At 64.0% G+C, this 13420-nt stretch carries 14 protein-coding genes; 4 read left to right on the top strand and 10 right to left on the bottom strand.

Annotation, left to right across the window (positions count from 1 at the left end; translation table 11 throughout):
- The first annotated feature begins 59 nt into the window (after positions 1-59).
- Positions 60-998, top strand: coding sequence for a hypothetical protein (locus AmiPiv_RS08715; RefSeq protein ID WP_340036985.1), 939 nt, complete (start codon positions 60-62; stop codon positions 996-998).
- A 71-nt stretch (positions 999-1069) separates the two neighbouring features.
- On the opposite strand, the gene AmiPiv_RS08720 is transcribed toward AmiPiv_RS08715, so the two are convergent.
- Positions 1070-1705 carry an ankyrin repeat domain-containing protein gene (locus AmiPiv_RS08720; protein ID WP_340036986.1) on the bottom strand — a complete coding sequence of 212 codons (636 nt, stop codon included), beginning with the start codon at positions 1703-1705 and terminating at the stop codon, positions 1070-1072.
- 122 nt (positions 1706-1827) lie between these two features.
- On the opposite strand from AmiPiv_RS08720, the gene AmiPiv_RS08725 reads away from it, so the two are divergent.
- Positions 1828-1962, top strand: a complete 135-nt coding sequence (locus AmiPiv_RS08725; protein WP_340036987.1) for a hypothetical protein — start codon at positions 1828-1830, stop codon at positions 1960-1962.
- 59 nt (positions 1963-2021) lie between these two features.
- Here AmiPiv_RS08725 and AmiPiv_RS08730 read toward each other — a convergent pair whose 3' ends face one another.
- From AmiPiv_RS08730 to AmiPiv_RS08770, 9 genes are read right to left on the bottom strand one after another with little or no spacing between them, the layout of a single operon-like run.
- Positions 2022-2903 carry an intradiol ring-cleavage dioxygenase gene (locus AmiPiv_RS08730; protein ID WP_340036988.1) on the bottom strand — a complete coding sequence of 294 codons (882 nt, stop codon included), beginning with the start codon at positions 2901-2903 and terminating at the stop codon, positions 2022-2024.
- Positions 2904-2920: 17 nt separating this feature from the next.
- Positions 2921-4675 carry an FAD-dependent oxidoreductase gene (locus tag AmiPiv_RS08735; RefSeq protein WP_340036989.1) on the bottom strand — a complete coding sequence of 585 codons (1755 nt, stop codon included), beginning with the start codon at positions 4673-4675 and terminating at the stop codon, positions 2921-2923.
- Between the two features lie 19 nt (positions 4676-4694).
- Positions 4695-5756, bottom strand: a complete 1062-nt coding sequence (locus AmiPiv_RS08740) for a branched-chain amino acid ABC transporter permease (RefSeq protein WP_340036990.1) — start codon at positions 5754-5756, stop codon at positions 4695-4697.
- 9 nt (positions 5757-5765) lie between these two features.
- Positions 5766-6629, bottom strand: a complete 864-nt coding sequence (locus AmiPiv_RS08745; protein ID WP_340036992.1) for a branched-chain amino acid ABC transporter permease — start codon at positions 6627-6629, stop codon at positions 5766-5768.
- Entirely contained in the window at positions 6626-7333 is a 708-nt protein-coding gene (locus AmiPiv_RS08750) for an ABC transporter ATP-binding protein (protein ID WP_340036993.1), read from the bottom strand. Before AmiPiv_RS08750 ends, AmiPiv_RS08745 begins: the two co-directional genes overlap by 4 nt.
- On the bottom strand, positions 7333-8052 hold the full coding sequence (locus tag AmiPiv_RS08755; RefSeq protein WP_340036994.1) for an ABC transporter ATP-binding protein: 720 nt from the start codon (positions 8050-8052) through the stop codon (positions 7333-7335). The genes AmiPiv_RS08750 and AmiPiv_RS08755 overlap by 1 nt, the downstream gene beginning before the upstream one ends.
- Before the next feature lie 44 nt (positions 8053-8096).
- A complete protein-coding gene (locus AmiPiv_RS08760; protein ID WP_340036995.1) occupies positions 8097-9377 on the bottom strand; it encodes an ABC transporter substrate-binding protein in 1281 nt (426 codons plus the stop codon).
- 23 nt (positions 9378-9400) lie between these two features.
- Complete coding sequence (locus AmiPiv_RS08765) at positions 9401-10468, bottom strand: maleylacetate reductase (protein WP_340036996.1); 1068 nt, start codon at positions 10466-10468, stop codon at positions 9401-9403.
- A complete protein-coding gene (locus AmiPiv_RS08770) occupies positions 10465-11331 on the bottom strand; it encodes a dioxygenase family protein (RefSeq protein ID WP_340036997.1) in 867 nt (288 codons plus the stop codon). The genes AmiPiv_RS08765 and AmiPiv_RS08770 overlap by 4 nt, the downstream gene beginning before the upstream one ends.
- Before the next feature lie 99 nt (positions 11332-11430).
- Here AmiPiv_RS08770 and AmiPiv_RS08775 point away from each other — a divergent pair, with 99 nt between their 5' ends.
- Entirely contained in the window at positions 11431-12381 is a 951-nt protein-coding gene (locus tag AmiPiv_RS08775; RefSeq protein ID WP_340036998.1) for a LysR family transcriptional regulator, read from the top strand.
- A gap of 209 nt (positions 12382-12590) precedes the next feature.
- Positions 12591-13415: a class I fructose-bisphosphate aldolase gene (locus AmiPiv_RS08780; RefSeq protein ID WP_340036999.1), complete on the top strand. Its 825-nt coding sequence runs from the start codon at positions 12591-12593 to the stop codon at positions 13413-13415.
- Positions 13416-13420: the final 5 nt, after the last annotated feature.

A 13420-nucleotide genomic window follows, 5' to 3' on the forward strand; every position in this document is an offset into this window, starting at 1 on the left:
AAATATAGTCGAGCGGCGAACTATATTGTCATGATCCTGCCGTTTCATGGAAATTCGGCGTGCTTGTTTATTCCGACGAGAACCTGGAGGTAGTTCATAGGCCGGGATTGTCGTCTTACATTCTCGTGACTTTCAACGAGATGGAAATGCAGGCAAACGGCAGCCGATTCTGGGGGCAGCGGTTCTGCGAGAAGGCCGACATTGCCGCACTCGGCTTCATCAGCCGGCGCCCCAACTGGTTTCCGGCGGCGAGCATTGAGAAGGCCGCCGCCGCGACCGCGCCGATCCTGCGCCAAACCTCCGAGCGTATCCTCTATGGTCACTCCCAGGGTGGCTACGCGGCGCTCCGCTACCGCCTGCTCCTCGACGCCGACATTGCCATCGCCTTCTGCCCCCAAGTCTCCATCGACCCCGCGGCAGTCCCCTTCGACGGCCGATTCACGCGTCATTTTGCACCCGCCCTGCATGCTGATATGGAGATCATGCCCGAGCATGCGGCAGGTCGCGCCTATGTTTTCTATGACCCTTTCCATGCCGTCGACCGCAAGCATGCGGAATGGATTGCAAAAAAGCAGAGGGAGACGCGTCTCCTTCCGGTCCACATGACCGGGCACGGCACAGTCCGCGCCTTCGCCGGGACCGCCCGCGGACTGGCGCTCATCGAGTGCTGCCGCGCCGATGATGTGTCCGGACTGAGTGCGCTCGCTCGCACGGTCCGGCTCGCGGCACCCATACGCCCCTACCAGGTCGCACTCACCGCGATCGCGCGCCATCCCGCCTGGGCCGACCGGCTCAGCACGCGCTTTGGCAATGGCTTTTCCTCACTTGAACGGGTCAACTTCCTCTACCACCGGGCCAACCGCCACATCCGCGATGGCGAACTCGCGACCGCACGCGGCCTGCTCACCGAAGCTATGGCACTTCAGCCGAACAATCCGGGACCTGCCCGGCGCCTGCAGGAACTCGACGCGCGCATCGCCCGCGCGAGCCCCACATGAGTCGTGATCGTGCGGGGCTCGTCGACCGGTGCGAGCGGGGTTTGGCCACCCGAGCGATACCTGGCCGTCCCCTATTTGCCTTCGAAGAAGTTGGTAATTGCGGCTTCCAGCTTGTCGATGAGTTGATGGTTGTGGCTGCTTCCGGCCCAAATCAGCGCGTTTATTCTCATTTCCTTGTTGAGGAAGTTGAGTTTCCCGGAATCCAGAAGGAAATCTGCGATCTCGTAGTGCTGCCCTTTGATGGCCTCGATGAGGGCGTTGTTTCTACCCGTCTTATCCGTCAAATTTGCGTCCGCACCACGTGCCAGAAGCACCTCGACAACGCTCAGATGCCCGTTTTTGGCGGCCTCGATAAATGCCGTCCTTCCGTAATATTCGGCGCACGCATTTATTTCGATGTCCTTATGCTTCAAGAGGGCAGAGATACACGCGCAGTGGCCCTTGGCCGAAGCAAGGCTTAGCGGCGTACTCTTCCATTTATTTCTGCAATTCACATCGATTTCTGGATGTTCGAGCAGTGTTTCGACCACTGCCGCGCGGGCATTGAGGGCTGCAAGGTGAAGTGCGCACCAGCCGTCGCCATCGGACTCATTGACGTGCGCACCAGCCGCTACTTCCGTCCGAACGGCTTCCACGTCGCCTTTCTCTGCAGCGACCAGCAAGTTCGACCAACCCCTGTCCGCTTCGACTTCCAAGCTGTTGGCCAAGGCAGTTGTCTCCCAGACGCGCTCAGCCACAGTAGCATGATTTCTTCCGGTCGGCGCGAAGCTGCATCGGGAAATCGGACGGCGATTGTCGGCAACTCGGCGCCCGCCTGATCGACGCGACGGTGAAGAAGCTGGCTGGAGGCCGCGACATCTCGCTCCTCCAGCACCGCCAACCGATGCTGTCGCCGGCTGCAGCCAAGATGAAGGAACTCCTGCTGGAGGCGGCCCGCCAGTCCACCAAGCACGGTACGTCGTAGATTTCGCTTCCGGCGACGGCGTGGCGGACAATGCCCCATTCCTCCGCGCCCCGATGCGCCTATTTGGCGGCAGCCAGCACGAAGTCGTAGTCGACGGACCAGAACGGGTTCGCGAATTCGAGTTCCCGGGCGCGGTCGGCGTCGTCGACCCTCTCGAACTCAGCGAGCAGGCTGGCCTTCACGCCGAAGACCGCATCCGAATTGATGTAGGGATCGTCCGGCACGAAGATGTGCGTGGTCAGCGTCTCGAAGCCGTCCGCCGACAGGATGAAATGCAGGTGCGCGGGCCGGAACGGATGGCGGCCGAGCTTGCCGAGCAGCTGGCCGACCGGGCCATCGTCGGGGATCGGGTAGAAGCGCGGCTTGACGGCGCGGAACCAGTACCGACCCTCCTGGTCCGTGCGGAAGACGCCACGCAGGTTGAAGTCGGGCTGGAGGCCCTTCTGCTGCACGTCGTAGAAGCCGTCGTCGTTGGTCTGCCACACATCGATCTTCGCGTTCGCAAGTGGGCGGCCCGCGGTATCGCGGACGATGCCGGCGATGACCATGTCCTCGCCCTTGCGGTCGAGACAGATGTTCGTGCCGAGTGGCAGTTCAGGCGCATCGTCTACATGGAAGGGCCCGAGCACGGTGCTTTCCGATGCACCGGCCGGCTTGCGGTTGTTGATCGCGTCGACCAGCATCGACACGCCGAGAATGTCCGACAGCAGGATGAATTCCTGCCGCCAGTCGGTACACATGTGGCCAGTGCGGGTCAGGAAGGTGATCGCCTCGAACCATTCCTGTTGCGTCGGCTCGATCTCCTTCACCGCCTCATGCAGCTTGCACGTGATGACGGCCATCACCTGCTTGAGGCGTTCGTCCTTCGCGTTCTTGTTGCGGCCGATGACAACTTCGGCCGAGTTCTGTTCGGTGAAGAAGCCTTGTTCGTAATCGTTCATCGTCTTGTCCCGATCTGTCAGTTCGCCAGGATGGCCTTGAATATGCGGCGCAGTGCACCTTCCGGATCATCCACCATTGCCTCGCTGCGCCAGCATACATGCTGGTCGGGCCGGGTAAGCACGAGGCCGCTGTCTCCCGTCTCGCGCGCACGGGCCCAGTCCCCGCTCAGGTCCTGCCATTCCTGTCGCGGGCCGATCACGTGCGCGTCGATCGGGATGCCGACTTCCTTGCCCAGCTTCTTCGCCGCCTCGACCCAGGGCCTGCCGCCATTCCCGGTAAAGACCGCGAAGCGGCCATGGCCGGCAAGGTCGAGCGTCGACACTTTGTTGCCATTCCGGCCGAACAGCCAGGCATGCGGCAGCCGCGCTCCGGGCCAGGTCGTCTGCTGGAAATGCAGTTCCCTGTCCTTGTCAAACGCCGGTTCCTCCTGGCCGTCGGCGAAGATGGCGTCGGACCTGTAGCGATGGTTCATCTCGACGCCATGCGCGTCGAACTCATAGACCTTATGGGCGATCGTTTCCCGGATCCTGGCACGCTGCGCTTCCGCCGCGGGAGTGTCGCCGCAGCGGGCATCCATGTTCTGCTGCATCTTCACCGGATCGATGGAGTCGAGCAGGCCGAGCGCCTTGAAGATCGGACCGAACTCTTCGATCGACTGGTTGGCGCGGGTGACGATCTGCCTGGCGACGGGCGCACGCTCAACCGTGTAGCTGTCGAGCAGCCTGGGCCCGGCCTGACCCTTGACCACATAGGCGAGCTTCCAGGCCAGGTTGAAGGCATCCTGGATCGACGTGTTCGAGCCAAGGCCGTTGGACGGAGGATGGCGGTGGATCGCATCGCCCATGCAGAAGACGCGGCCGTTCGAGGTCTTGGCGGCATACATGTTGTTGACCGTCCAGGTCGACACCGATTGCAGCTCGATCTTGAGCTCGGGATCGCCCACGAGGTCGCGGGCGACCTTGGTCGCGAAGGCCTCGTCGACCTTGGGTGCCGGTTGGTTGATGTCGTATCCCCACACGATCAGCCACTCATTCCAAGGCCGCACCATGCGCACCAGGCCCATGCCGATGCCGCCGACATCGGCGCCCGGCTGGACCACCCAGTAAAGCACCGAGGGGCGGTGGGCGACGTGGCGCGAAAGGTCCGCCTTGAACAATATGTTCATCGAGCCGCCGACGCCCATCCTGCCCTCGAAGGGCAGGCCGGCATGCTGCGCGACCAGCGAGTTGCTGCCGTCGGCGCCGATCAGGTATTTCGAGCGGATGTTGAGCTGCCTGCCAGTCAGCCGGTCGAGCACGGTGGTCGTGACGCCGTCTTCGTCCTGCGTGTGGCTCACATATTCGGTCGACATGCGCGCCTGCGTGCCGCGCGAGCAGGCCGTCTTGAACAGCAGCGGCTCCATGTAGGTCTGCGGCAGGTCGTTCATCTTCGCCGGCGAGGAAAGCTGGTGCTCCGCGCGCGAAACCGGATGCGTGCCCCAGCTTTTCATGCGGCCGATCTCCTCGCCTGTGAGCGAGGTGCAGAATACGTTCTCGCCCATCAGATCCTGGTGCGAGGCGAACATGTAGGCTTCGTCCTCGACGTCGCGGCCGAGGTCACGCAGCACTTCCATGGTGCGCTGGTTAGTGATGTGGGCGCGCGGCGTGTTGGCAAGCCAGCGATAGCGATTGATGGCCACGTTCTCGACGCCATAGGTTGAAAGCAGTGCCGCGGCGGCCGATCCCGCGGGTCCGGTGCCGATGATCAATACGTCAGTGGTGATGTCGGCCATGTGGCCCTCCCTTTGGTCGTCAGTTTGCGATGGTACCGCCGCGCAGATTGCGCCGGACGGGCAAAAGCTGGATCCCGGTACGATCGGCGAACAATCCCCACAGCCCGCGCGGCGCGATCAGCATCACGGCAATGCCGACCGCGCCGAGTACCAAGAGATAGACCGAGCCGAAATCGGCCAGCAGGTTCTGCAGGATGAAGAATACGATGACGCCGACGATCGGCCCCTCGATCGTGCCGATGCCGCCGATCACGACAATGAAGATCACATAGGCGGTCCAGTCGGTGACCGAGAACGCCGCGTCGGGAGAAATGCGCGCCGTCTGCACATAGACAAGTCCGCCGGCGAGCCCGGTGATGAGTGCGGTCCCGAGATAGACGACGACCTTGAGGCGACGGGCGTCGACACCCACGGCGCGGGCAGCGTCCTGATTGTCGCGCACCGCCGCGAGGGCCAGGCCATGGCGGGACCGCAGCAGCCGATAGGCCAGGGCGATGGTTGCCACAGCCAACGCTAATGCCAGCCAGTAGCACACCACATCCACGGCCTGCGCGGCGCGGAAGCCGAACAAGTCGCGCACCAGACCGACGCCCAGCATGCCTCGCGTTGCATCGGTAGGTAGCGACATGCCGGTGCCGCCGCCGAGTGCCTTCCACTGTGCCAGCAGCAGCCGCACGATCTCGGCTGTGACCCAAGTGCCGATGGCGAAATAGGCGCCGTTCAGCCGAAACACGAAGTAGCCTGTCGGGACGGCGAGCAGCGCCGCCGCAATGCCGCCAAGCAGGATACCCGCGAGCGGGTCGAGGCCTAGCAATATGACGCCGGCGAACATCGCATAGGCGCCAAGCCCGACGAATGCCTGCTGGCCAACCGAAACCAGGCCGGCATAGCCGGCAAGCAGGTTCCAGCTCTGAGCCATTACCAGCATGGTCAGTATGAAGAAGAGGTCCTGCAGAGCCGCACGCGGCACGAAGAAAGGGGCGGCGAGACCGGCGACGATCGCCAGAGCCGCGAAGGCCGCAAACAAGGTCGAGGCTTTCGTCCTGGTCTCGACGCGCCACGGGAGAGTTCGCACGCTCATGGCCGCCTCCTAATCCACCGCCCGCGGGAACAACCCGCGCGGCCACACCAGCAGCACGACGACGAAGGCGAGGTGCCCGGCAAGGATCTGCCATTCGGGATTGATCGCCCCGCCGATGGTCTGGGCAACGCCGAGTATGATGCCTCCGGCCACCGTGCCCCACAGCGAGCCCAGGCCCCCCATGATGACCGCCTCGAAAGCGTAGATCAGGCGAGCGGGGCCTATCGTCGGATCGAAATTGGCGCGTGTGCCGAGATAGAGCGCGGCGATGGTGGCGACCGCCATGGCGATGCCGGTGGCGCTGGCGAAGATGCGATGCGGCCGGATGCCCATGAGACCGGCGGTGACGGCATCGTCCGAGGTCGCCCGGAAGGCTCGGCCCATCTCGGTGCCGTAGAGCAGGCGGTTCAGCGCCACGATCACGCCTATCGCCGATAGAAGGGTCAGAAGCGGCATGACGCCTACCGTGACCGGGCCGAGGTGCATCGATGCGGTCTCGATCGTACCGGCCGAGATGCGGCGGCTGTCGGCCGAATAGGCTTCGAGCAGGCCGTTCTCGATGACCACCGAAAGGCCGAACGTCACCAGCAGCGGCGGCAGGATGTCCGGCCCCAGCGTGCGGTTGAGGATATGCGTCTGCAGCAGCCAGCCGACGGCGAACATGATCGGCATCGCCACCAGCGCTGCCACGATGGGATTGAGATCAAGGGCCGTGACCAGCAGCAGGATCAGATAGGCCGCAAGCACGATCAGGTCGCCATGCGCCAGGTTGACCAGGCGCATGATGCCGAAGACCAGCGAAAGCCCGGCCGCGAAGAGGGTGTAAAGTCCGCCGAGCAGAACGCCCTGCAGGATCGTGTCCGGCCAGTTCATGCGTGCGCTCCAAAATAGGCGGCGTGGATGGCCTCGCGCCTGAGATCCGCGGGGCGCCCTGACAGGGTGATGCGCCCTTCCATCATGCAGTAGAGACGGTCGGCGACCTTCATGGCTTGGCCGATGTCCTGCTCGACGATGACGATGGACGCACCGCTCTCGCGGATTGCCGGGAAGGCGGCGTAGATGTCCTTGATGACCACCGGCGCGAGACCGAGGCTGAGTTCGTCGCAGAGCAGCACGCGTGGATTGGACATCAGTGCGCGGCCGATCGCGACCATCTGTTGCTGGCCGCCCGACAAGGCAGTGGCTGGATGGTTGCGCCGTTGTTTCAGTACCGGAAACAAGCCGTAGATCGCATCAAGCGACCACAACCCGTCGACTGCGCGGCCATAGCAGCCGATCAGCAGGTTCTCCTCGACTGACAAGGACGGGAACAGCTTGCGTCCTTCCGGCACCATGGCGATGCCGAGCGCCATCACGTCGGGAGCGGCGAGCGCGCCGATGGGGTGCCCATCCAGAAAGATCTGGTCCGGCCGATTGGTGATGACGCCGGAGATCGAACGCATCAGCGTCGTCTTGCCGGCGCCGTTGGCGCCGATGATGGCGACGGTTTCGCCCGCATCCAACGTCAGGTCGACGCCGAACAGCGCCTGGAAGTCGCGGTAGTAGGCGGTCAGCCCACGGGTTTCGAGCAGGGCCATCAGACGTCGATCCCCAGATAGATTTCGCGCACGGCGCTCGATGCCATGATCTCGTCGGGACGGCCGATACCGACCATTTTGCCGAAATCCAGCACCAGCAACCGCTCGACCACAGCATTCAGCGCATGCAGCACGTGCTCGATCCAGACGATCGAGACGCCGGAGGCGTGGATGGATCGGATGGTCTCGACCAGCGACCGGCACTCGGCCTCGGTCAGGCCGCCGGCGATCTCGTCGAGCAGCAGCAGGCTTGGATCCGTGGCGAGGGCGCGCGCGAGTTCCAGGCGCTTGCGCTGCAAAAGGCCAAGGCTGCCCGCGGTGCTGTTGGCGCGTTCGGCAAGGCCGGTCGTTACCAAAATGTCGGCACAGCGGTCGGTCACGTCGGATTCGGCCTGGTGCGCCCCGAAGGATGCCGCAACGACCAGGTTTTCGAAGACGGTCAACTTCTCGAAGGGCTGCGGGATCTGGAATGTGCGGCCGATGCCCGCCCTGCACCGCGCCATCGGCGGCATGCGTGTGACGTCGGCGCCATCGAAGGAGACCGTGCCTGCATCGACCCGGATGTTGCCGGTGACGAGGTTGAACAGCGTCGATTTTCCTGCGCCATTGGGCCCGATGATGCCAAGCGCCTCGCCGGCCTCGACGCGCAAAGATACGTCGTCCGTCACCTTCAGGGCACCGAAGCTCTTGGACACATGATCGAGTTGCAGGATTGGCATTGCCGTTGCTCCGTCCGACGGGGTGGGGATGCAGCCCCTTTCGCTCAGGCGATCGGTTCCATCTGGCCGCCGGTCGGAATTTCGGGCGCCGTCCGGTTGTCGGTGATGACGAGGTCGTAGCCACCGCCGTCCTTCAGTCGCCATTGGCCGCCGACCAGCGGCGTCTTGCAGATGTTCCTGGCTGCGAAGGGCGGCAGGTTGGCACCGTTCCAGGCGATCGGGCCGACGACGGTATCGAGCCTGGTGGCACCTATTGCGGCGACGATCGCATCGGCGCTGGTTGGATCGTCGATGCGCTTGAGAATGTCGGCTGCCAGTTCGAACAGCGCATGCACGAAGCCGATAGGCTGCGTCCATGGTCGCCTGGTCGCGGCGGTGAAGTCGTCCGCAAGTTGCCTCGACGTTGCCCCGGTGAGCGACGACTTGAACGGATGGCTTGGGCTCCACCAAACTTCCGACGACAGATTGTGGCCCTGCTTGCCGAGTGCATCCACCGCCTGCGGGAACAGTATTGCCTTGCCGATCGAGGCGATCTTGGGAGCGAAGCCCTGCTGCTTGGCCTGGTTCCAGAAGGTGGTGAAGTCCGGCGGGATCATCACGCCGGTGATGATCTCGACGCTGCCCGATTTGAAGGCGTTGATCTGGCCGGAGAAATCGTCAGACAGGTTCTGGTAGCGACCGGGGTCGACAAGTCCATAGCCCTTCTCGGACAGTACGGGCGGGAAGCCGACCTTACCGTCGCCCCAGGCGTTGCCGTCCCCGTCGTTGGGGAACAGGCCGCCGACTTTCTTGTTGGTCTCAAGCTGGGCCCACATATTGGTGTAGACGGCGATCACGTCCTCCAGCCCCCAGAAGAAGTGGTAGGCATAGTCGAACGGTTTCCAGGATGCCGGATCGCCGGCATTGGCTTGCTGGCCGATGAACCAGGGTTGCCAGGGCGCCACGGTCGAGATGCAGGGCACGCCCTCGCCCTGGCAGATGGTGGAGACCGGGTTGGTCGTTTCCGGCGTCGACGCGACCAGCATCAGGCTGACCTCATCGTCGACGATCAGCTCTTTGGCCACCGCGGCGGCGCGGTTCGGATTCGACTGGCTGTCCTTCACCACGACCTCGACAGCGAGCCCGGCGGCCTTGGCTGCTGCCAAGAAGCCGTCGATGACGAACTTGTCGGCTTCGGCGAAGGCGGCGAGCGGGCCGGTCTGCGGGCTGACATAGCCGATCTTCGTCGCCGTGCCCTGTGCCAGTGCCGGGGCCGCGAGACCATGCGTGGCGGCTAGCAGCCCGCCGCCGGCGGAAGTCTTCAAAAATGAGCGTCGTGTGATCATGTCTGCTCCTCCCCGAGCCAAGATCAAAGCTGTGGTTCTTGCCCTTCCCATGCCTGCTGAAGCAGGGCGCGGATGCTGTCGCGGTCGAACGGACGCGGATTTGGATAAGGCCGCGCGACAGCCATTTCGGCCGCCCGGTCGAGGTCGGCCTCGGTCAGGCCGAGATCCCTCAGTTTCGTCGGCGCGCCGAGTGATGCGGAGAACCGATGCAGCGCCTTGCCGGGCGCGCCTCCCAGGGCGTCGGCAAGCGGCTGCAGCAAGTCGCCGGCTTCGGTCGCGTTGTATCCGACCGTGTGCGGCAACAGGATCGCATGGGTTTCGGCATGCGGCGTGTCGAAGCTGCCTCCCAGCGTGTGGCAGAGCTTGTGGTGGAGGGCCATCGACGCGCCACCCAGGGAAGCTCCGGCAAGCCATGCGCCGTAGAGTGCGCTTGCCCGGGCGTCGCGGTCGGAAGGGTTCGCGACCAGGACCGGCAGCGCCTTCGCAAAAGCCCGGACGGACTCGCCGGCCATCATGGAGAGGATCGGGTTGCGGTCGGGGGCATAGAGCGCCTCGGCCGCGTGCGCGATGGCGTTGAGGCCGGATGTCACCGTCATGCCGACGGGAAGCGTCAGCGTGAGATCGACATCGTAGATCACCGTTTCGGGCAGGATGGACGGATCCCGGCGCGTGATCTTGTCGCCATTCATGGTCTCACCCAGGATGTTGGTCATTTCCGACCCGGCATAGGTAGTCGGAACGACCACTTGGTCCGCCCCGGTGCGGGTGGCGATTGCCTTGCCGAGACCTGTGGTCGAACCGCCGCCGAGCGAGACGACGCAATCGGCCCCGCTTGCCCTGAAGGCTTCGACCGCCGTTTCCGTGACTTCGACCGGGGTGTGCATGGTCGCACCAGCGAAGACACCGGCGCTCAGTTTGCCCAGCTTCGCCGACAGGGCGTCGGCATCCCTGGTTTGCTGGAGTGTCGACAGCACCAACGCCTTGTTCCGGCCGAGCCTGCCGATCTCTGCCGCAGCCTGGCCGATGGTTCCGTGGCCGAAGACGACGCGTGGGCCGATGCCCGGGAAGACGAATGGCTGGACGCTGGTCATGAGACACCTCTTGCGTTGCGGGCGCGTGCCATGACGAAGGTGAAATCCAGTGCCCATGGCGCGTCTTTCGAGCCGGACGGCTTGAAGTCGCCGATCAGGTTCGGACGAACCGAAAACAGCGGATCCTCGATGGTCTCGGCTTCGGACCTCACGAAGATCTGCGTCGTGATCGTCTCGAAGCCGCCGGCATTGATGATGAAATGAATGTGGGCAGGCCGCCGCAGCGGGCAGCCAAGGGCATCGAGAAGCTGCCCGACGGGGCCATCGTCAGGGACGGAGTAGCCGCCGGGCATCACGCTGCGATAGGAGAAGCGCCCTTGTGCGTCGGTGGAAAAGACCCCGCGCAGATTGAACTCGGGCTGATTGTCGGGCTCCTGGTTCTCATAGAGGCCCGAACCGTTCGCCTGCCATGTCTCTACCGTGGCACCGGCGATCGGACAACCGTCGAGGTCGGTGGTCCTGCCGCGCACTTCGAGTTTCTCTCCGACGCCGTCGAGGCAAATGTCCGCGCCCACGGAGCGCCGCGGGGCGTCGGAGCGATAGAACGGCCCTCTCGGCGTGTTGGGGGTGGCGCCAGCTGGCCGCCGGCAGTTGATATCCTCGACCAGGGCCGTGGCTCCGATCAGGTCGGCGAGCAGCACCCATTCCTGCCTGCGTTCGTCGGTCGCGTGGCCGATGTCGGTGAGGTAGGCGACGGCTTCGCGCCACTCGGCCCGCGTCGGCTTCAGCTCGCGGATCACTTGGTGAATGTGCTCGACCACGGCGACGAGGCTGCTCGAAAGACGGCTTGCACCGGAACGCACGAGGCGCTGCGCGACGATCTCGCTGGACGTGTCGGCACCGAAAACGACGGTGGTGGGCATCTGCTCGATCCTTCCTGACAGCTCGGTGCCTGGAAGGAAACTAGCGGCTCCGCTCATCACCGTTGATGATTTGTCGGGCGACTGTTATAGCAAATTGCTATGAAACTCGATGAACGCCATTTGATCCAGCTTGCAGCGGTGATCAACGCTGGGGGTGTCACCGAGGGCGCGGAAGCGCTCGGCATGACCCAGTCCGCGGTGTCCCGCACCCTGGCCGTGCTGGAGAGGCGCCTGGGCGAACCGCTGTTCGTCAAGGGGCGCCGCCCGTTGCGCCCGACGCCGCTCGGACGGGCACTCGGCGAGCATGGTCAGGCGATGCTCTTGCAGTCGCGCAAGGCGTCGGAACTGGTCGACAGCTTCCGGCACGGACACTCGGGAGCCGTGCGTGTCGGCGGCACCCAGTTCTTCATGGACGCCCTGATCTCGGGCATGATCGCGGAGTTCCACAACGTGCGGCCGGAAGTGCGGGTGGAGCAGAGCTATGGCTACCTGCCCGAGCTGCAAGCCGCCATCCGTGCTGACAGGATCGATCTCGCTATCTGTCCGGTGGACGTGCTTGAAGAAGGGTCGGGGTTCGAGTTCGAGCGCATACTTCCCGGACACAACATGGTAGCGTGCCGTGTCACCCACCCGCTGCTGATGAAGCGCAGGCTGAAGGGGCCCGAAATCCTCGACTATCCATGGATCGCCCCTCCGCCTGGAAGTCCACTGCTTGCGGACATGCGCGCGATGCTTGTCGGGCTGGGCGCCACCGAGGTCCGCATCCCCTATGTCGGCGGGTCGCTGGCCAGCGCAATGAACTACATGAAGCATAGCGATGCCTTGACGGTGCTGCCACACAGCGTCGTCTTCGCCTACCGGAAGGAGCGCGAAATCACCGCCCTGCCTCTGCGGATACATCATCCCGAGCGCACGCTCGGCATCCTGAGGCTCGCCGGCAGTCCGCAGTCACCTGCCGTCGCCGCGTTTTCAAGGCACATCGCAGCCAGCTTCGAGAAGCTGGCCGGCCTCATCAAGCGACACGAGCAGACGGTCATCTGGACCGGCTGATCCCGCCACGGTCGGCGACGCTCAAGAGAGGGCGGACCGGCCGCAGGACATCAGGTTTCCAACACTGCTAAGGGGCAGGCCGGCCCGTACTTGGGGCCTCTCCATCGACGCACATCCTGTCGTTCCTGTCGCGTGCCCGATCCGGTCCCTTGACAGGGACAGGAGTGTCGTGGTTTCAATATGGAAACGTTTCCACATTGAGGACTTTTATGAAGATCGCGCGGATGAACCGGCTTTTTGGTGTGTCGGGCAATTGTTTCGACGTGGCCATCGACCACGGCATGTTCAATGAGAGGGCCTTTCTCGGCGGCATCGAGGACATGCACCGCGCAATCAGGATCGTGGCGGACGCAAAACCAGACGCGATCCAGCTGCCGCCTGGCACAGCACCGATCCTGCAGGCGATCAAGGGTAAGGACCGCCCCGCGCTGGTGCTCCGCACCGACATCGCCAATGTCTATGGCACGCCGCTGCCGAGGACGCTGTTCTCCGAGGTCGTCGATCGCCCGGTCGAGCAGGGGATCGTGCTGGACGCTGCCTGCGTGGTCGTCAACCTGCTGCAGCTGCCCGACCAGCCGGAGATCTATCACGCCTGTGTTCGCAACGTGAACGCGCTGAAACGCGAATGCGAGATCATGGGCATGCCGCTGATGGTCGAACCGCTGGTGATGCAGGACAATTCGAAGGGCGGCTACATGGTCAACGGCGATATCGACCAGATCCTGCCCCTAGTCCGCCAGGCGGTCGAGCTCGGCGCCGACATCATCAAGGCCGATCCCTGCGACGACGTGCAGGAATACCACCGCGTGATCGAGATTGCTCAGGGCATTCCGGTCCTGGTGCGCGGTGGCGGCAAGGTCTCCGACCGCGAGATCCTCGTCCGCACGGCGGAACTGATGAAGCAGGGAGCTCGCGGCATCGTCTATGGCCGCAACGTGATCCACAACGCCAATCCGACAGCCATCACCCGCGCGTTGATGGCGGTGGTGCACGAAGGCGCCACTGCCGACGCGGCGGCGAAATATCTGGGCTGAGGAGG

The organism is Aminobacter sp. Piv2-1 (assembly GCF_037625995.1).
Lineage (GTDB): Bacteria > Pseudomonadota > Alphaproteobacteria > Rhizobiales > Rhizobiaceae > Aminobacter.